The 18,543-nt window shown below is 69.8% G+C and carries 13 protein-coding genes and 2 pseudogenes; 5 read left to right on the top strand and 10 right to left on the bottom strand.

What is annotated here, in order from left to right:
* The first annotated feature begins 20 nt into the window (after positions 1 to 20).
* Both bioA and ACFOM9_RS06430 read left to right on the top strand, forming a co-directional pair.
* Positions 21 to 1,472, top strand: a complete 1,452-nt coding sequence (gene bioA / locus ACFOM9_RS06435; RefSeq protein ID WP_386707800.1) for an adenosylmethionine--8-amino-7-oxononanoate transaminase — start codon at positions 21 to 23, stop codon at positions 1,470 to 1,472.
* Between the two features lie 537 nt (positions 1,473 to 2,009).
* Positions 2,010 to 2,744 carry a 16S rRNA (uracil(1498)-N(3))-methyltransferase gene (locus ACFOM9_RS06430; protein WP_386707797.1) on the top strand — a complete coding sequence of 245 codons (735 nt, stop codon included), beginning with the start codon at positions 2,010 to 2,012 and terminating at the stop codon, positions 2,742 to 2,744.
* Between the two features lie 92 nt (positions 2,745 to 2,836).
* On the opposite strand, the gene ACFOM9_RS06425 is transcribed toward ACFOM9_RS06430, so the two are convergent.
* The 3 genes and pseudogenes from ACFOM9_RS06425 to ACFOM9_RS06415 all read right to left on the bottom strand — a co-directional run.
* Positions 2,837 to 3,337, bottom strand: coding sequence for a chemotaxis protein CheW (locus ACFOM9_RS06425; RefSeq protein WP_386707794.1), 501 nt, complete (start codon positions 3,335 to 3,337; stop codon positions 2,837 to 2,839).
* 13 nt (positions 3,338 to 3,350) lie between these two features.
* On the bottom strand, positions 3,351 to 4,901 hold the full coding sequence (locus ACFOM9_RS06420) for a chemotaxis protein CheB (RefSeq protein WP_386707791.1): 1,551 nt from the start codon (positions 4,899 to 4,901) through the stop codon (positions 3,351 to 3,353).
* Positions 4,894 to 7,203 (bottom strand): annotated as a pseudogene (locus ACFOM9_RS06415) (response regulator); the annotation flags it as partial. The pseudogene ACFOM9_RS06415 and the gene ACFOM9_RS06420, both read right to left, overlap by 8 nt.
* A gap of 866 nt (positions 7,204 to 8,069) precedes the next feature.
* Here ACFOM9_RS06415 and ACFOM9_RS06410 point away from each other — a divergent pair.
* Positions 8,070 to 8,546, top strand: coding sequence for a pentapeptide repeat-containing protein (locus ACFOM9_RS06410; protein ID WP_386708154.1), 477 nt, complete (start codon positions 8,070 to 8,072; stop codon positions 8,544 to 8,546).
* A 673-nt stretch (positions 8,547 to 9,219) separates the two neighbouring features.
* Here ACFOM9_RS06410 and ACFOM9_RS06405 read toward each other — a convergent pair.
* From ACFOM9_RS06405 to pilG, 5 genes and pseudogenes are all read right to left on the bottom strand, one after another.
* Positions 9,220 to 11,454 (bottom strand): annotated as a pseudogene (locus ACFOM9_RS06405) (Hpt domain-containing protein); the annotation flags it as partial.
* A 78-nt stretch (positions 11,455 to 11,532) separates the two neighbouring features.
* A complete protein-coding gene (locus tag ACFOM9_RS06400) occupies positions 11,533 to 13,554 on the bottom strand; it encodes a methyl-accepting chemotaxis protein (RefSeq protein ID WP_386707788.1) in 2,022 nt (673 codons plus the stop codon).
* A 39-nt stretch (positions 13,555 to 13,593) separates the two neighbouring features.
* Positions 13,594 to 14,178, bottom strand: coding sequence for a chemotaxis protein CheW (locus ACFOM9_RS06395; RefSeq protein WP_386707785.1), 585 nt, complete (start codon positions 14,176 to 14,178; stop codon positions 13,594 to 13,596).
* A 2-nt stretch (positions 14,179 to 14,180) separates the two neighbouring features.
* Positions 14,181 to 14,546: a response regulator gene (locus ACFOM9_RS06390; protein ID WP_386707783.1), complete on the bottom strand. Its 366-nt coding sequence runs from the start codon at positions 14,544 to 14,546 to the stop codon at positions 14,181 to 14,183.
* A 20-nt stretch (positions 14,547 to 14,566) separates the two neighbouring features.
* Positions 14,567 to 14,968 carry a twitching motility response regulator PilG gene (pilG, locus tag ACFOM9_RS06385; protein WP_386708151.1) on the bottom strand — a complete coding sequence of 134 codons (402 nt, stop codon included), beginning with the start codon at positions 14,966 to 14,968 and terminating at the stop codon, positions 14,567 to 14,569.
* 185 nt (positions 14,969 to 15,153) lie between these two features.
* On the opposite strand from pilG, the gene gshB reads away from it, so the two are divergent.
* Together gshB and ACFOM9_RS06375 are read left to right on the top strand one after the other, a co-directional pair.
* Positions 15,154 to 16,110 carry a glutathione synthase gene (gshB, locus tag ACFOM9_RS06380; protein ID WP_386707780.1) on the top strand — a complete coding sequence of 319 codons (957 nt, stop codon included), beginning with the start codon at positions 15,154 to 15,156 and terminating at the stop codon, positions 16,108 to 16,110.
* A 140-nt stretch (positions 16,111 to 16,250) separates the two neighbouring features.
* A complete protein-coding gene (locus tag ACFOM9_RS06375) occupies positions 16,251 to 17,129 on the top strand; it encodes an energy transducer TonB (protein WP_386707777.1) in 879 nt (292 codons plus the stop codon).
* 4 nt (positions 17,130 to 17,133) lie between these two features.
* Here ACFOM9_RS06375 and lepB read toward each other — a convergent pair whose 3' ends face one another.
* Complete coding sequence (lepB, locus tag ACFOM9_RS06370) at positions 17,134 to 17,775, bottom strand: signal peptidase I (protein ID WP_386707774.1); 642 nt, start codon at positions 17,773 to 17,775, stop codon at positions 17,134 to 17,136.
* A 61-nt stretch (positions 17,776 to 17,836) separates the two neighbouring features.
* On the bottom strand, positions 17,837 to 18,538 hold the full coding sequence (tsaB, locus tag ACFOM9_RS06365; protein ID WP_386707771.1) for a tRNA (adenosine(37)-N6)-threonylcarbamoyltransferase complex dimerization subunit type 1 TsaB: 702 nt from the start codon (positions 18,536 to 18,538) through the stop codon (positions 17,837 to 17,839).
* Positions 18,539 to 18,543: the final 5 nt, after the last annotated feature.

The following is an 18,543-nucleotide window of genomic DNA, read 5'->3' as shown; positions in this document are numbered from 1 at the left end:
CGACGGGCGATAATGGCGGAATGAGGAAAAAGGCTCACGATGCGTCGATTCTAAACGACGCGGCCTCCAGCGAGGCCGCAAACTGGCGTTCGCGCGACCTGGCCGTGCTCTGGCACCCGTGCACGCAGATGCGCGAGCATCCCGACACGCTGCCGCTGCTGCCGGTGGCACGGGGCGAAGGCGCCTGGCTGGTGGGCCACGACGGACAGCGCACGCTCGATGCGGTCAGCAGCTGGTGGACCAACCTGTTCGGCCACGCAGAACCGCGCATCGCCGAGGCCATCGCGCGCCAGGCGCGCACGCTGGAACAGGTGATCCTGGCAGGCTGCTCGCACCCGCCCGCGGTGGAGCTGGCCGAGCGCCTGCTCGCGATCGCGCCGCGCCAGGACGGGCGCGAACCGCTGGCCAAGGTGTTCTACGCCGACAACGGCTCGGCGGGGGTGGAGGTGGCGCTGAAGATGGCGTTCCACTGGTTCCGCAACCGCGGGGACGAGCCGCGGCGGACGAAGTTCGTCGCGCTGCAGAACGGCTACCACGGCGAGACCATCGGCGCGCTGTCGGTGAGCGACATTCCGCTGTACCGGCGCATCTATGCGCCGCTGCTGCTCGAACCCCTGTTCGCGCCGTCCCCCGACGCCTATGCCGCCCGCGACGGGCAGGACGCGGCGGCGTGCGCCGAAGACGCCGCCGACGCGCTGGCGCGGCTGCTCGACGACCATCCGGGCGAGGTCTGCGCGCTGATCCTGGAACCCCGCGTCCAGTGCGCCGGCGGCATGCGCATGCACCACGCGGTGTACCTGCGGCGCGTGCGCGAACTGTGCGACGTCCACGGCGTCCTGATGATCGCCGACGAGATCGCGGTCGGCTTCGGCCGGACCGGCACGATGTTCGCCTGCGAGCAGGCCCCGGCGGACGCGCGCATCGGCGGACGCGGTGGCATCCAGCCTGACCTGCTGTGCCTGTCGAAGGGCATCACCGGCGGTTTCCTGCCCCTGTGCGCGGTGCTGGCCACGCAATCGATCTACGACGGCTTCCTCGACGACTCGCGCGAGCGCGCTTTCCTGCATTCGCACAGCTACACCGGCAACCCGCTGGCCTGCGCGGCGGCGCTGGCGTCGCTGGACATTTTCGAAAGCGACAACGTGCTGGCACGCAATCGCGACACCGCCGCGAAGATGGCGAAGCTGGCCGCGCCGCTCACCGACCATCGCCACGTCGCCGACGTGCGCCAGGCCGGCATGATCGTGGCCTTCGAACTGACCCGCGACGGCAACCGGAGCACCCCGTTCGACCCGTCGCTGCGGGTCGGGCTGCGCGCGTACCGCGCCGCGCTCGAACGCGGCGTGCTGCTGCGCCCGCTCGGCGACATCCTGTACTGGATGCCGCCGTACTGCATCGACGACGAGCAGCTCGCCCTGCTGGCCGAGACCACGCGAGCGGCGATCGAGGCGGCGACCGCCGACGCGGGCTGACCAGGCTCGGGCGGCAAGGATGTTTGGCCACGGGTGACGCGATAACAGGGATCACGCAGATGAAAGAGGGAGAGCTGCACCGTTTCACCGATTCGCCCGAGCCGTGTTCATCCGAGCTCATCGTGGGCAGAAAAGGGGGCTTCGCGTGACTCCGGGGCGGGTCTCCCCTGATCGCACGCTTTGCCATGGCCTGACGGGTCCAACGCGACCTGCAGGCCTTCGGGGCAAATGTCCCCCGGCATCCGCCTGCGGCGCCTGCCTCCTCCTTGATTTTGCCCCGGAGACCTCCAGGCCGCGCGGGAAGATCGGATCGCAGGTGTTCCCGAAAACCGGACTACCCGGCTGTCGTTATGGACCGCCGGCAGGGCGGATCGCCGGGAGCGAATGCCCTTGGGTGCGAAATCAAGGGGGAGGCGACTGCCGAGGGCCGACGCCGGAGGACATTCGCGCCCAAGGGCAGTCGCTCCCGGCGCCCAATCGTTGCAGGCACGGCGCTCTTCGCCCACGCGGAAGAAGGGACAAAGAGGAGGCGATCCGATGCGCGTGAATCGTGCCTACGTCGATGTGCCGCTGGCAGTCGGGACACGGATCGCGCTGCCTGAAAGCGCCGCCGCTCACCTGTTGCGCGTGCTGCGCCTTGGCGTCGGCGACGGCTGTGTGCTGTTCAACGGCGACGGCAATGACTACGACGCGCGGATCGTGGCGGCGGACAAGCGCGGCGGACAAGTCGAAGTCACCGGCGAGCGTCCGGTGGCCAGCGAATCGCCGCTGCGCATCGTGCTGCTGCAGGGCATCGCGCGCGGCGAGAAGATGGACTGGATCGTGCAGAAGGCGACCGAACTGGGCGTGGCCGGATTCGTGCCGGTCAATTCGGACCGCAGCGAGGTCCGGCTCGACGGCGAACGCGCCGCCAGGCGCCTGGCGCACTGGCGTAGCGTCGTGGTCGCGGCGTGCGAACAGAGCGGCCGTGCGAGCGTGCCCGAAGTCGCATCGCCGCAGCCGCTGGCCGCGGCGCTGCCGCACCTGCCGCAAGGGAGCTTGCGCCTGATCCTGGATCCGGAGGCCGGCGACGGCATCGCGACTCTGCCAGGACCGGGCGTCTATTCGGTCGTCATCGCCATCGGTCCCGAAGGAGGCTGGTCTCCGCGTGATCGAACGGTCCTGGTTGGCGCCGGTTTCATCGGCGTGCGCCTTGGCCCGCGCATCCTGCGCACCGAGACCGCCGGCATGGCGGCGATCGTCGCGCTTCAATCGAGGTTCGGCGACCTGTAAGCGACGATCCATCCCGGCGTCGCGTGCCGGGGCATGGCCGCTGGCTCGCCTGGGTGCGAACGCTGTAGCGCGCGTATCGCGAGCCGTGCTGCTTACGCCGCCAGCGCTTCTCGCAGCGATGCTTCGACCGCGCCGATATCCGGGATCAGCGCCGCATCGTCGTTGAGCAGCACGCGCGCCTGCACGCCGTGCGGCAGCGGATCGACGTTGTCGCCGCCATCGGCGACCAGCGCGTCGCGCGACACGGTGACCAGGCGCGGGAAGCCCTGGGTCAGGATCGCGAAGTGCGGGAGCTTGCCGTCGCCGCCCAATGCCTTGAGCACGACCACCTTGCTGCCCAGGCCGCCGCGCTCTTCCGCCAGTCCGGCGATGCGCGCGAACGACACCAGCGGCAGCTGCCAGCCGCGCCAGCGGATCCGGCCGAGCAGCCAGGCTGGCGCATCGTCCACCGGCTCCGGGTCGGCGTACGACAGCACCTCGGAGATCGTGGCGTTGGGTAGCAGCAGGCGCGCGCCCTCGATCTGGATCAGCACGCCGCGGATGTCCTGTGCGGGTGCGCCCTGGGCAGGCGTGCCTTGGCTGGATGTGTTCATGCTTGCCTCGATGTCAGGACGGCCAGCGACCGGTGAGCAGGTCGGCGAGTGCGGCCGGCGGGGCGGTGATGGCGCCGCGCGCGATCAGCGCGGTCGATGCCGTCGCGTCGTAGCAGCCTTCCAGGGCCTGGCCCACGACCAACAGCCCGGCAGGCACCTGCTTCATTGCCGCGTCGACGCTGTCCAGGCTGCTGCCGCTGAGCAGCATCAGCGCACTGTCGCCGGCAGGCAGCGCGCCGAGCAGCGGGCGCGCACCGGCATCGTCGGCGACGAACATCAGCCGCGACCCCGAAAGCTCGATCGACAACTCCGGCGGAACGAAATAGACGGTGCCCGCTTCGGCCTCCTGCCCTGCCTCGGCGAGCGCCACCGGTAGCCGGGCGGCGCGCCCCATCTGCTTGACCAGGCGATCGTAGCGGCCGCCATCGAGCTGCAGCCGCACCAGCACCGGTCGCGGGAAACCTTCGGGGATGGCGGCCAGCAACTGCCGCACCGCGTCCGGTCCGCCGAGCCCGCCTTCCACCACCACCGCGCCGCGCAGCGGGCCGTGGCCGTAGCTGTCGACGTCGGCCAGCGACAGCCCGGAGACGCGCTGTTCGAGAGCTTCGAGATCGATCGCGGGGGCGTTCGTCGACGGCGCCTCGGCAAAGTCGCCGCCGGTTTCCAGCGATTCGACGGAGGCCAGCAACGCGTCGACGTCGACCAGTTCCAGCGTCGTGCCGCGCGTCGCTGGCGCCGCTTCGGCGCCCATGGCCGCGGATTCCGCACCTTCGAAATCGATGTCCGGCAGCGGGGTTGCGTCATCCATGCTTTCGATCGAGAAAGCAGCAACGTCGTCGCGGGACTGCGGGGCTTCCTCGCTGTCGTCAGGCAACGCTTCGAAGCTCAGCGTGTCGACGGAGAGCGCATCGATGTCGATGGCGTCGATGCCACCGTCGTCCGCGCCCAGCGGCTCGTCGGCGATCGCATAATCCGGCTCGGACGGCGGGTCGGCCGCCACCACATCTGCTTCCGCAAACTCATCCATCAGCGTGAGCTCGCTGGCGAAATCGCCTTCCAGCCGGACGTCGGGTTCCAGTCCGTCGTCGCGGGGAACTTCGCTGGCATGCTGCTGCGCCTCGTCCGCGAACGGGGCGATGTCCAGCCCGGCCGGGTTGCCCGGCGTGGGCAGGGGACCCGGCGACGGCTGCAGGTCGCCTTCCAGGTCCCAGCCCGGCGGCAGTACGTCGTCGTGCCGGTGCAGCTTGGCGGCGAGGTGCCGCACCCAGCGCGCCGCATCCCAGCCGCTGCGATTGGCTGCCAGTTCGACTTCGTCGAAGACCACGATGATGCCGGGCGTCGACAGCAGCGCCTCGTGGCGTTCGAGCGCGTCCTCGACTGCGGGCTCCAGCGCCACCAGCACCGCCTGTGGGCGGCTCGCGATCGCGTCGGCCGGGTCCGAAGACACGGGGTCGGCGATCAGGACGACTTCCGCGCCGGCCTGCACCAGCGCGTCGCCGAGACGATCGCGCGCCTCGCCCGCGCGCGCCAGCAACACCACGCGCGGCGCGGCCAGGTCAGTCATCGCCACGCGGCTGCAGCTCGAGCAATTCGTAGACGTTGCGCACGAGTTCGTTTTCCTGGTACGGCTTGCCGAGGTAGCGTTCGACGCCGATCTCGAAGGCGCGCTGGCGGTGCTTCTCGCCGGTGCGCGAGGTGATCATCACGATCGGCACGTTGCGCAGGCGCGGGTCGGCCTTCATCGCCGTGGCGAGTTCGTAGCCGTCCATGCGCGGCATCTCGATGTCGAGCAGCATCAGGTCGGGCACCCGGTCGGCCATGCGCTCGAGCGCATCGATGCCGTCGCGCGCGCTGGCCACCTCGAAGTTGTGGCGCTCAAGCACGCGACCGGTGACCTTGCGCATCGTCACCGAGTCGTCGACCACCATCACCAGCGGTACGCGATGCTCCGCCGCGGCCTGTGCGGGCTCGGTCTCGCGCGGCAGCGCGGCGCGGCGACGCACCAGCGGGGCGATGTCGAGGATCACCACGACGCTGCCGTCGCCCATGATCGTGGCGCCGAAGATGCCCGGGACCGACGCGACCTGGGGTCCGACCGGCTTGACCACGATTTCCCGGCTGCCGACGATCTGGTCGACCGCCACCGCCGCGCGCAGTTCGCCGGAGCGGATCAGCAGGACCGGCATCTGCATCTGGCCCTCGGCCCGGGCGACGCCGTGGCCGACGAGGCCGCCGAGGTCATGGACCACGTATTCCTCGCCGCCATAGCCGTAGGTCGTGCCCGGCTTGCCGAATTCGTCGCGGCCGATGCGCCCGACGCCGCGCACCGAGGCGATCGGCACCGCGAAGCTGGTCTCGCCGATGCGCACGAAGACCGCCTGGGTGACCGCCAGCGTCTGCGGCAGGCGCAGGGTGAACGTGGTGCCCTCGCCTTCGCGCGAGGCGATGTCGAGGGTGCCGCCGAGTTGCCTCACTTCGCTGGCGACGACGTCCATGCCGACGCCGCGGCCGGCGAGGCGACTGACTTCCTGGGCGGTGGAGAAGCCCGGCTCGAAGATCAGCATGTCGAGGTCGCTGTTGGCCAGCACCGCGTCGGCGCGGACCAGGCCGCGTTCCTCGCCGCGGCGGCGGATGGCGCCGCGGTCCAGACCGCGGCCGTCGTCGCCGACTTCGAGCACGACTTCGGACCCTTCCCGGCGCACGGCGATGCGCACCGCGCCTTCGTCCGACTTGTTCGCCTTGCGGCGCTGGTCCGGCGTTTCCAGACCGTGCGCGACCGCATTGCGCAACATGTGTTCCAGCGGCGCGGTCATGCGTTCGAGCACGTTGCGGTCGAGCTCGCCCTGGGCGCCGTCGAGCTTGAGCTGCACCTGCTTGCCGGTCTCGCCTGCGGCCTGGCGGACCACGCGGCGCAGGCGCGGTACCAGCGCGTCGAACGGCACCATGCGCGTGCGCATCAGGCCCTGCTGCAGGTCCGAGCTCACGCGCGACTGCTGCAGCAGCAGGGTTTCGTACTGCCGGGTCAGGTCGTCGAGCGTGCCCTGCAGGCTCGACATGTCGGCCGCCGACTCGCCCAGCGCGCGCGAGAGCTGCTGCAGGGTGGAGAAGCGGTCGAGTTCGAGCGGGTCGAACGTCGCGTCGGCGGTTTCATGCTCTCGCTGGTAGCGGGCGATGATCTGCGCCTCGGTCTCGATGTCGAGCCGGCGCAGCTGGTCGCGCAGACGCATGTTGGTCTGCTCCATCTCGCCCATGGCGCTGCGGAACGCGCCGAGCTGCTGCTCCAGGCGGGCGCGGTAGATCGCGACCTCACCGGCGTAGTTGACGAGCTGGTCGAGCAGGTCGGCGCGAATGCGCACCTGTTCCTGGGGCGCGCGCACGCTGATGTCGTCGTCGTCACCGGGCAGCGCATCGCCGATCGGCGCCGACAGCGGCTTGAGATCCTTGACCGGCTCCGGACCCGGCGACGCCTGCGCAGGCGCGACCTGCGACGGAGCGGCCGTGACGATCGCCGGACGACCGAGCGCGCGGGCGTTGAATTCCTCGATGAGCGCTTCGGACGGGTCGATCGCGCGGCGCGCGCCGACGCGGGTGATCATCGCGTGCAGGCGATCGAAACCGCGCTCCAGCAGCGGGATGCCGTCCTGGCCGAGTTCGCCGCGCAGCTCGACCACCGCTTCGAGCAGCGACTCCATGGCGTGGCCAAGTTCGCCCACGGCCATGATGCCGGCCATGCGCGCCCCGCCCTTGATGGTGTGCAGGTCGCGCTGCAGCCCGACCAGCGACTCGCGCTCGGTCGGGTGCTCGCGCAGCTGCGCCAGCAATCCGTCGGAATGGTCCAGCAGGTCGCCGGCTTCCTCGATGAAGATGTCGACCAATTCCGGATCGAGATCGCTGAAATCGAAAGGCGCGTCGGGATCCGGCGAGGCCACGAGCGCGCTGGCGAGGAGGGCGGCGACCGCAGGCTCCGTCGCGCTGCGATCCTGCTCTTCGACCGGGATCTTCTCGACCGCCGCACGCGCGGCCTCGATGCGCCCGGCTTCGGCGCTTTCCGCCTGCAGGCGCTCGGTTTCCGCGCGTTCGGCTTCGAGGCGTTCGGTTTCGAGGCGCTCGGATTCGGCCCGCCCGGCCTCGATGCGCTCGCTCTCGATGCGCTCGGCTTCGACACGCTCGGTCTCGGCGCGTTCGGCTTCGATGCGCTCGCTCTCGATACGTTCGGCTTCGAGGCGATCGGTCTCCACCCGTTCGGCTTCAACGCGCTCGGCTTCGACACGCTCGGCTTCCGCAAGCTCGGCCGCCAGGCGTTCGGATTCCGCCTGTTCCCGCGCGAGGCGATCGGCTTCCGCGTACTCCGCTTCCAGGCGCGCGTACTCGCGCGCCTCTTCCTCGGCAAGGCGCACGGCCTCGGCTTCGGCATGTTCCGCGGCGAGGCGGGTTTCTTCCAGGACACGCTCGGACTCGAGGCGGGCGATCTCGATGCGATCGACCTCCGCGCGCTCGGCGTCGAGGCGTTCGGCGTCGGTCGGAACCTCAACGCCGTCCCGCACGGGTCCGGCTTCGGGTTCGTCAAGACTTACGCCTTGCTCATCGCCAGAGTCGACCTCGAGACGCCCCGCTTCAAGCTGTTCGGCTTCAAGCTGTTCGGCTTCAAGCTGCTCGGCTTCGAGACGCTCGGGTTCAATGCTTTCGGCCTTGACGCGTTCCGCCTCAAGGCGCTCGGCTTCGGCTCGCTCGGATTCGAGACGTTCCGCTTCGAGACGCTCGGCTTCGACGCGTTCTGCTTCAAGGCGCTCGGCTGCGAGTCTTTCTGCTTCAACACGCTCGACTTCGAGACGCTCTGTTTCGAGGCGTTCGGCTTCAAGGCGTTCGGCTTCAAGGCGTTCGGCTTCAAGATGCTCGGCTTCAAGGCGTTCGACTTCAAGACGCTCGACTTCAAGACGCTCGGCTTCAATGCGCTCGGCTTCGATGCGGTCGGCTTCAACGCGTTCGGCTTGGAGGCGCTCTGCTTCGAGGCGCTCCGCTTCAAGGCGTTCGGCTTCAAGGCGTTCGGCTTCAAGGCGTTCGGCTTCAAGGCGCTCCGCTTCCAGACGCTCGCGTTCAAGACGCTCAGCTTCCAGGCTTGCATCGAGGCCGGGCTCTGCCGCGCCCGACTGCGCTTCCGCGATCGTGCGGTCGAGCGCATCCGGATCGCTGTAGGCCGCGAGGTCGTTGACGGTCAGTTCGACGCCGTCGTCGACCAGGCCGATCGACTCGATCGGCTCGGGAATCCCCGCGCCTTCCATCGGCGCGACCGCCTCGGGCAGGCTGTCGCGCAGCGCCACCAGGCGCGCGGCCAGCGCGGCGCATACCGGTACCTGCGGCGCGGTGGCATGCAGCGCGGCCACGGTGGCGCGGATCACGCCGGCCAGTTCGCCGACCGCTGCCACGCCCTCGCCACTGGCGATGTCGCGCGAGGCAAGCAGGCGCCGGATGTAGGCTTCCGCCGGGCTCAGCGCATCGGTGATCGCCGGCACTTCGGTCATCGCGAAGGCGCCGTTCATCGTGTGCACGGCGCGCAGCAGCGCATCGCTCGCGGCGGTCGGCGCGGACTGGGCCTGCGACAGCCACGCGTCGACGGTGGACAGGTGTCCCGCCACTTCGGCGTCGAGGATTTCCAGCAGCAGGGCGTCCACCGACGCCGGCATCGTGCCCTCGCCGGCCGTCGCCTCGGATGTCTCCGGCGCGGCTGCCGCTTCCACAACCGCGGCATCGGCGTCCACCGGGGCGGCCGCGACCGCCGGCGATGCGGCCACCAGGAAGGCTTCCTCGCCTTCCGCGATCCGGTCGGCGAGCGTCTGCATGCCTTCGATGTCGGCGCTGACCGCGGCGGTGCCGCGCAGCGCCGCAAGCAGCTGCGGCAGGGTGTAGAACGCCTGGTCGACCATCGCCACCACGGCCGGACTTGCCGGACGGGTCCGATCGAGCACGCGATTGAGCATGTTCTCGATCTTCCAGCTGAACTCGCCCAGGGCGCGCGCGCCCACCAGCCGTCCGCTGCCCTTCAGGGTATGGAACACGCGCCGGATCGAGCGCAGGCGCTCCAGGTCGTCGGGCCGCTCGCGCCAGACCGGCAGCATCTGGTCGAGGTTGTCGATCTCTTCGCCGAATTCCTCGAGGAACACCTCGCGGATCTCGTCGTCGATCTCGTCGCCGGTGGCTTCGAAGCCGCCCGCGGCGCCGGTTGCGACCGGCGCGGGTGCGTGTGCGTGTGCGGGTGCCGGGGTTGGCGCCGGAACCGCCACCTGCGCGGCGCGTGCCGGGTCGATGTCGATGAACGCCGCCACGTTGCGGTCGATGTCATCGGCCAGCGTCCGCGCGGCGTCCGCGTCCTCGTTTTGTCCGTCGTCCTGCTCCGTCGCAGCCGCTTCCGGCGCAGGCTGCGCTTCGGGCAGCGGCCAGTAGCCGAGGGATTCGAGGCTGCCGCGCGCGATCTCCAGGATGCTCTCGCGGTTGAGCCGGTTCTCGCGCAGCGCCTCGAGGTAGTACTCGAGGCTGGCCAGCGCATCGGCGAAGGTGTCGAGCTGTCGACCGTTGGGCACGCGCTTGCGGCCTAGCAGTTCGACCTCGGTGTACATGCGCACGCCGGCCAGGTACGCGGCCGCCTGCGGCAGTTCCAGCATCGCCATGGCGCCGGCGACTTCCTGCAGCAGGCGGGGCACCTCGACCAGTTCCGCGTGGTCCCAGCTGGTTTCGACGAAGGCGACGAATGCCTGGCGCGCATCGGCGAAGTTGGCGATCGCCTCGCGGGCGATGACCTCGAGCACCTTGCGCGATTCGTTCGAGAACAGGTCGTCCTGGTTGCCGCCTGCGCCCGCGTCGCTGTCGCCCAGGCGCGCGACCTGGTCGTCGAGCGTCGCGTCGACATAGAGCAGCGCACCGGCGACGTCGAGCAGCGCACCTTCGTCCGCGACGCGATCGCCGCGCACGATGGCGTCCATGGCGTCTCGCTGCTGCTGGACGACGTTCCGCGCCACGCCGAGGCCAAGCATGCCCAGGGTGTCGGCGACGCGTCCCAGCGCTTCGACCTGCGGCTGCAGGGCGGCGACATTGGGCGCGCTGCTGCGCAGGTGCAGGTCCAGCACGTCCTTGACCCGCAGCAGGTCTTCCTTCACCGCGGCGGACACCGTGTCGAGCAGCGCGCGGTTGCGGCCGCTCAGGCTGCCCTGGGCGTGGCTGATCTCGCTTTGCGTGGGCTGCGCGGCATCGAGGTCGAAGGTTTCGCGCAGTTCCTGCAGCGCCGGATGGCGGCTGTCGGCGTGGGCCACGTGGTAGAGCAACTGGCGGGTAGGTTCGAGCGTGGTTTCGGCACGCGGAATGCCGAAACCGTCGTCCTCGAACTGCCGGCGCGCCTCGCGCTGCACGCTGGCGAACGCCTGGCGCAGGCCGGGGGACGGCTTCAACGCCGCGTCGCGCAGCGCCGAGGCCACGGAGCCGGCAACCCACAGCATGCGCCGTGTTTCGTCCTGTTCGGTGCGCACGAACAGCGCATCGATCGCCGCGGAGATTTCCTCGGCGTCCTTCGGCGCGCCGTCCTCGGGCCATTCGGCAATGGCCGCGGAAAGGCGTTCGAGCAAGGGCAGGACTTCGGCGTTGCGCGCACGTCCCGCTGTCGCGGCGGGCAGGTTGGACGGCAGCGGACGGGCAAGGTCGGGCGCGAACAGCACGCTCTCGCTCAGGCCGGATTCGCCGCGGGCCGCACGCAGTTCGTTGAGCAGCGGCAGCAGGACGATCGGGATGTCCTTGTGGCCGCTCTGCAGGCGTTCCAGGTAGTCGGGCAACAGCACCACGCCCCGCATCAGGGTCGCGCAGGCGACATCGCGGTCCGCGACTTCACCGTGCTGCAGCGCCTGGGCGAGGCGCTCCATTTCCTCGGTGACCATCGCCGGCGCGTACAGCTCGACCATGCGCAGCGTGCCCTGCACCTGGTGCAGGTAGCTGGCGCAGAAGCGCATGCGGCTGGTGTCGGCGGGGTCGTCGACGAAGCCCTCGATCTCGATCCGCGCCTGGCGCAGGGTCTCGTCGAGCTCCGGCTTGACCCAGCCCAGCGTGGTGTAGTCGATCGCGTCGCGCAGCGCGGTCATCGCACGCCTCCGTGAAGGCCCGCGCACGCAAGGCGACGATGGTTGGCGATGCCGGTCATGCTATCGGTCGTCCCGCGCTCAGGCCGGCAGCTTGAAGTCTGCAACCGAACGCCGCAGGTCGGCGGCGAGCTGGGCCAGGTTGCCGATCGACTCGGCCGTCTGGTTGGCGCCCTGCGAGGTCTGCGCGGTGATCGACTGGATGGTGTTCATCGTCGCGGTGATGTTGGTCGCCGCGGCCGACTGCTGTTGCGAGGCGCTGGAGATGCCTTCGATGAGCTCGGCGAGGTTGGACGACACGTTTTCAATCTCGCCCAGCGCGGTACCGGCGTCCTCGGCCAGGCGCGCACCGGCGACCACCTCGGAGGTCGTCTGTTCCATCGAGCTGACCGCCTCGTTGGTGTCGGACTGAATCGCCTGCACCAGCGACTCGATGCGCTTGGTCGCGTTGGAGGAGCGTTCGGCCAGTCGCTGCACTTCGTCGGCCACCACCGCGAACCCGCGACCGGCCTCGCCCGCGGACGCCGCCTGGATGGCCGCGTTGAGCGCGAGGATGTTGGTCTGCTCGGAGATGTCGTTGATCAGTTCGACGATCGAGCCGATTTCCTGCGACGACTCGCCCAGGCGCTTGATGCGCTTGGAGGTTTCCTGGATCTGGTCGCGGATCGAGTCCATGCCGGCGATCGTCTCGCGCACCACGCCCGCGCCCTTGGTCGCGATCTGCACCGAGCGCTGCGCCACGTCGGCCGACTCGGCGGAGTTCTTCGACACCTGGTTGATGCTGGCTGCGATTTCGTTGATGCGGTCCGACGCGGAGGAAATCTCCTGCGCCTGGTGCTCCGCGGCCTCGGCCAGGTGCATGGCGGTGGCCTGCGTTTCCTGAGCGCTGGAGGCGACCTGCACCGAGGTGTCGTTGATCGTCTGCACCAGGCTGCGCAGCTGCTCGACGGCGAAGTTGATCGAGTCCGCGATCGCGCCGGTCATGTCCTCGGTCACCGTGGCCTTGACCGTCAGGTCGCCCTCGGCGAGCGAACCCATCTCGTCCAGCAGGCGCATGATCGCCTCCTGGTTGCGGTTGTTGAGTTCCATCGTGGTTTCGTAGCGCTGCCGCTGGGCGCGGTTGATGCTGAAGATCAGGCCGACGATCGACAGCAGGGCGAGCAGGCCGAACACGATGCTGATCCAGATGTTGCCCAGCAGGCTCTTGTCGCGCAGCGAGCCGAAGGCGGTGAAGGCCTGGAACAGGTCGCGGCTGTCGGCGAGCAGCTTGTCCGAACCGCTGGTGAGCGAAGCGGCCGCGTTCTGCGCGCTGAACAGCTTCTGCGAGCTGCCGAGGATCGCGTCGAGGTCCTTCTTCATCGTCGCCCACTGCGCGGTGGCCTGGTTGAGCGCCGCCACGGCATTGGAGTTCGACAGCGCCTGCACATTCATCGCCTGGTCGCCGGCCTTCAAGCCGGCCAGCACCTGTTCGAACACGTTGGCGTCACGCGCCAGCGCCTGGCCTGCCACCGCGGCGCCGGCACCGCCGGCGCGCACTTCGGTGACTCGGCGGGCAAGGTTTCCGGCCAGCACGTTCTGTCGAAGCGCGATGTAGATCTGCGACGACGGCGAGCCGCTGGACGACATCGCGCGTACCACCTCGTCGAGCTGCGCCTGCAGCTGCGGGATGGCCTGGGTGAAGCGGTCGGCGTTGCCGGCCAGCGCGAGCACCGCGGCTTCACTGGCGATCACCTGGTCGGCGTTCTTGGCCAGCGGCGCCCAGGTCTGGGCGACGGTGTCGATCGGCCCGGCGACTCCGGTGGTGTCGCCGAAGTTGCTGGCCAGGCCGCTGATGTCCGAATCGACCTCGGCCTTGGTCGCCTTGAACGCGGCGAAGGCTTCGCGGTTGCCCTCGACCGCCTCGCGCCCCTGGTTGGCCAGGCGCTGCGAGTTGAGCTGCAGGTTGGACGCCGAGGTGCTGGCGCCGCCGAGCCGAGCCGCCTTCCACGTGGCGTAACCGGTGTTCGCACCGAACACCACCAGTGAAATCGCCAGCACGATCAGCCAGAAGTTGGTACCCATGTTGCGGCCCTTGCCGGCAACGGTGTCCATAACAGTGCTCATGATGTGACCTCTGATCCTGCGGTGCGTGCTGTGCGGCGATCAGGCCGCGGCTTGTCTGAATTCGGGTGTGCGGGCCAGCCGGTCGAGGCTGAAGATCCCCCACGCGTGGTCGGCCAGCCGATAGGCCCGGTCGACGAAATGGGCGTAACGGCCCTGGGCGAGCGGGCTGGCCGGCAGTTCCTCGTCGGAGAGCACCTGCTCCTCGACGAACGAGCGCTGGCCGAACAGTTCGTCGATGGTGACCGCGACGTCGCCGCCGGGCTGGCGCACGATCAACACGCGCTGGCCTTCGTGCAGCACCGTCCGCTCGCCTTCGAGGAACTGCTTCAGGTCGACGGTCGGCAGCAGGTTGCCGCGGATGTTGGCGACGCCAAGCATCCAGGGCTGGGCGCCGGGAACCGGCGTGACCTGCGGCATCGGCAGGATTTCGACCACTTCGTCGAAACCCGACGCCAGCCGGCGCTGGCCGATGCGATAGCCGACGCCGCGCCACAGCCCCGGCGCGTCCAGCTGCTCCGGCAGGCCCGCGACGTGGACCAGGCTCTTGTGCTCGTAATCAAGCAGGATCGCGAACGGATCCAGCGGCGCGGCCGGCGCGTGGCGGTCGTGGTGGCGACGGCCCATCGTCAGGTACCGAGCAACTCGTTGATGCGGGCGATCAGGGCACCCTCGTCCGGCGGCTTGACGATGTAGTCGCGCGCGCCCTGGCGCATGCCCCAGGCCTTGTCGGTTTCCATCCCCTTGGTGCTGACGATCAGCACCGGGATGTTGCTGGTGGCGCCGTCGCGCGACAGCGCACGCGTGGCCTGGAAGCCGTTCATGCCCGGCAGCACCACGTCCATCAGCACCAGGTCGGGCAGCTCGCGCTTGCAGACCTCGATGCCGTCCTCGGCGCTGTGCGAGGACAGCACCTCGTGGCCGTTGCGCTGCAACAACTGGGTCAGCACCGCCGTATCGGTCGGTGAGTCCTCGATCAACAGGATTCTTGCCATTGTTTTGCCCTACCCCCCGGTCAGGCGGTGACGTGCTTGCGGATCGCGTCAAGGAGTTCCTCGCGCGTGAAAGGCTTGGTGACGTACTGCTCGGAGCCCACGATGCGGCCGCGCGCCTTGTCGAACAGGCCGTCCTTGGAGGACAGCATGATCACCGGCGTGTGCTTGAACATCTGGTTGTTCTTGATCAGCGCGCAGGTCTGGTAGCCGTCCAGGCGCGGCATCATGATGTCGACGAAAATGATCTGCGGCTTCTGGTCGGCGATCTTGGCCAGCGCCTCGAAGCCGTCGGTTGCGGTCGTGACTTCGGCGCCCTCCCGCTTGAGCAGGGTTTCGGCGGTGCGGCGGATGGTTTTCGAATCGTCGATCACCATCACCCGCAACCCCCCCAGGCTGCCGGCGCGACTGTCGTCTTGCGTCATCTTCGTATTCCCCCGTGCGCGGCGCTTCGTGAATACCGGCGTCGCTGCAAACCGTCTTATATCCCAGTCGGCCGCCACACTGTCAAGCGTTCGCTGCAGCGACGTCAAGCTAAATGCCACGCAGTGCGCAACATCGACCGGAGCGCCTGCTAACATTTGTCAGAATCTGCCGCGGAACGCTGGAAATGCCTCTCGACGTCATCGTCGTGATGGATCCGATCGGGTCCATCAAGATCGCCAAGGACTCCACGTTCGCCATGCTGCTGGAGGCGCAACGACGCGGCCATCGCCTGCACTACGTCATCCCCGGCGGCCTGTCGATGCGCGGCGGCGAGGCCGTGGCGCGGGTCGCGCCGTTGGCGGTGCGGGACGACCCGAAGCACTGGTTCGACCTGGGCGAGCCTTCGCGCCGGACACCGGGCCCCGGCGACGTCGTGCTGATGCGCAAGGACCCGCCGGTCGACGCCGATTTCATCCATGACACCCAGCTGCTGGGCTTCATGCAGCGCCAAGGCGCGCTGGTGGTGAACGATCCGCAGGGCCTGCGCGACTTCAACGAGAAGCTCGCCGCGCTGGAATTCCCGCAGTGCTGCCCGCCCACCCTGGTCAGCCGCGAGGCGGCCGCGCTCAAGGCCTTCGTCGGCGAGCACGGCGACGCGGTGCTCAAGCCGCTGGATGGCATGGGCGGGCGCTCGATCTTCCGCGCCCGCGCCGGCGAGTCCAACCTCAACGTCATCCTCGAGACGCTGACCGACGGCGGCCGACACCTGGCCATGGCCCAGCGCTATCTCCCGGAGATCGTGGAGGGCGACAAGCGGATCCTGCTCATCGATGGCGAGCCGGTCGACTACTGCTTGGCGCGGATCCCGCAGGGCGACGAGTTCCGCGGCAACCTGGCCGCCGGCGGCCGCGGCGAGGGGCGCCCGCTGACCGAGCGCGACCGCTGGATCGCCGCCCAGGTCGGGCCCAGGATGCGCGAGCGCGGGATGCGCTTCGTTGGCCTGGACGTGATCGGCGACTGGCTGACCGAGGTCAACGTGACCAGCCCGACCTGCATCCGCGAGCTGGACACGCAGTTCGGGCTGAATATCGCCGGGCAGCTGTTCGATGCGATCGAGCGCGCCACGCAGGGGCGGCAATAGGCGGCGACGCACCCTGCCTGGCCGCGGACGTCGCAACGGCGCGCCGCGCCGATGACCGGCGAAAAGCGGGTAGGCTTCCACGGCCGATCCAACGGCCGATCCCTCGCCTGCCCCGGTTCCTCGCCTGCCCGATTCCACGCATGTCCGTCCCCGCCGCCACCGCCCCCGTCATCGGCGACCGCCAGCGCCTGAGCGCGACCATGGTGCTGTCGCTGCTGCTGCACGGCATGCTGATCCTGGGTGTGGGCTTCGCGCTGGACGACGCCGCGCCGGTGTTGCCGACGCTGGACGTGATCCTGACCCAGACCCAGACCGAACTGACCCCGAAGCAGGCCGATTTCCTTGCCCAGGCCAACAACCAGGGCGGCGGCGAGCACGAAAAGACCAACCGCCCGCGCGATGCGCAGGCCGGGGTGGTAGCGCAGGCCGAATCCGGGGTCGCGCCGCGGCCGATGCGCGCGCAGTCGCCTTCGGCCCAGCCGCCGCCCGAGGCGCGCGTAGTCAGCAGCGCGCGCGCCGAAGACGCGATGCCGGCTCCGGACGCGCGTCCGGAGGCCGAGGACACGCCGCTGCCGCGCGGGCAGGAAAAGATCGACCACGACCTGGCGATGGCGCGGCTGGCGGCCGAGATCCACCTGCGTTCGGAACGCTATGCCAAGCGCCCGAAGCGCAAGTTCGTCTCGGCCAGCACCGCCGAGTACGCCTGGGCGGGCTATCTGCGCGCGTGGGTGGACCGGGTCGAACGCGTCGGCAACCTCAACTATCCCGACGAGGCGCGGCGCCGGAAGCTGGCCGGCACCCTGGTGATCAGCGTGGCGATCCGCCGCGACGGCTCGGTCGAGCGCGCCGACGTGATCCAGTCCAGCGGCATCCGGCTGCTGGACGCCGCCGCGCTGCGGATCGCCAAGCTCGCCGAGCCCTATCCGCCACTGCCCAGGACCGACGAGAACATCGACGTCCTGCACGTGACCCGCACCTGGAATTTCCTGCCAGGCGGCGAAATGCTCGACGAGCGCTGAGCGCTCACAGCCGTTCCCAGACCGGGCCCTCGCCGCGCCGCCAGAACACGCCGATCGCGCGCGCATACAGCTGCGATGCGGGGACCAGGCCGAAGTAGCGCCCGTCCAGACTGTTGCCGCGGTGGTCGCCAACGACCAGGACCTGGCCGTCGGGAACGACCAGCGCATCGATGTCAGGGCCACCACCGGCGCCGAGGTTCAGCCGCGCACGGCGCGCGCCGAACCGTTCGACGTCGAGATTGCCGGGCTCGCCCAGCGGCGTGCCATCGATCGACAGGTGGCCCTCGTGCAGCTCCACCCGGTCGCCGCCGACCGCAACCACGCGCTTGATCAGGCGCACACCATCGCGCGGCGACTTGAACACCGCGATGTCGCCCCGCCGCGGGGCGGCGCGCGGCACCAGGGTGACGTCGGTGAAAGGAATGCGCAGGCCATAGGCGCTCATATCGACCACGACGTGGTCGCCCGGCATCAGCGTGTATTCCATCGACCCGCTCGGCACGCCGTAGTGGTTGGCCAGCGACGTGCGCGCGATCGCCAGCAGCACCAGCATCACCAGCAGCCGGCTGCCCTCACCCAGGAGCCAGCCGCGCAGGCCGCGCGCCGGGCGCTTCGTTCGCTGGTCGCCTGCCGCTGCGTGGGCCATGCATCCGCTCCCTGGTGTGGTGGGGACAGTGACCTGCCGCGGTAGTCGAAGGTTCCCGCGCTCAGCGCGAATCGCGCAGCGCCTGCTGCTCGACGAGGGTCAGCGCGACCTGGTTGCGCAGGTAGGCGGGCTCGACGCGCTCGGGCGGCAGCGCTTCCCCGCGCGCGAAGGCGGTGGCTGCGAGCCGGGCGATATCGGACGCGCGCGGCAGCGCGGTGGCGTCGGCGCCCACGAGCCGCCCACCCAGGCTGCCCTGCAGCGCGCCCTCGCCGGCGGAGAAGCCGGTCCCGACGCCATGCCAGTTGCCTCCCCCGTCCGGCAGCGCGACCGCGCCGGGCGGCGAGACGGCTTCGGTCGACACGGCGACCAGCTCACCTTGGCGGCGCTCGAACGCGCCCGCATACACCTCACCCATGCGGGCGTCGATGGCGGCGAGAATCCGCGTCGCATCGCTGGGTGCGCCCGCCGCGAGCGCGGCGAGGGTCGAGACAGGCACCAGCGGCCGGTCGAGCGCCAGCGCGATGCCCTGGGCGATCGCGATCGCCAGGCGCACGCCGGTGAACGCGCCCGGTCCGCGCCCGACCGCGATCGCATCGAGCTGCGCCTTGGCCACGCCGGCTTCCGCCAGCAGCTGTTCCGCCCAGGGCAGCGCGAGTTCGGCGTGGCGCCGCGGCGCGATCTCGAAGCGCTCGCGCACGTCGCCGTCGACCCAGACGGCGACCGAGCAGCCCTCGGTGGCGGTTTCGAATGCGAGCAGCTTCATGGGAA

Origin of the sequence: Luteimonas notoginsengisoli (assembly GCF_042648885.1) — a bacterium.
GTDB classification, from domain to species: domain Bacteria; phylum Pseudomonadota; class Gammaproteobacteria; order Xanthomonadales; family Xanthomonadaceae; genus Luteimonas; species Luteimonas notoginsengisoli.
The sequence above is the reverse complement of the archived record's forward strand: the minus strand, read 5'-3'. Positions and strand labels throughout refer to the sequence as shown.